At 42.6% G+C, this 439-nt stretch carries 1 tRNA gene; it reads right to left on the bottom strand.

Going from position 1 to position 439, the window contains the following annotated elements:
• Positions 1-316: 316 nt before the first annotated feature.
• Positions 317-393 (bottom strand) — tRNA-Pro (locus C3B52_RS35920).
• Positions 394-439 lie beyond the last annotated feature (46 nt).

The following is a 439-nucleotide window of genomic DNA, read 5'->3' as shown; positions in this document are numbered from 1 at the left end:
GCCGCCAGCGTTCGTCCTGAGCCAGGATCAAACTCTCCAATAAAGTTTGTTACTGGTTCAAAGCTGGCAAATCATTTAATGATAGACTCATTAACGCTTTCGCTGTTCAGTTTTCAAAGAGCATTTTAAGTTCTGCTAAACTAGCAGGAACTCCATGTTAGCACATCCAACATTCCGTGTCAAACACTTTTTTTGGATGTTTTTTGTTGTCTGCTCCTCCCTTTCAGAAGTCACAGAATCACATCTTACCACTCTTTCTTTGGTGTTGTCAACCTCTTTTTTAAGTGAGGCTAAACAATTTTAAATAGAAAGATCATGGTCGGGAAGACAGGATTCGAACCTGCGACCCCTTGGTCCCAAGCCAAGTACTCTACCAAGCTGAGCTACTTCCCGATTTTATTTTGTTGTGGGGCCCCCGAAAAGTACTCGGAATAGGCTA

The organism is Brevibacillus reuszeri (assembly GCF_002897295.1).
In the GTDB taxonomy this organism is placed as follows: Bacteria; Bacillota; Bacilli; order Brevibacillales; family Brevibacillaceae; genus Brevibacillus; species Brevibacillus reuszeri_A.
The sequence above is the reverse complement of the archived record's forward strand: the minus strand, read 5'-3'. Positions and strand labels throughout refer to the sequence as shown.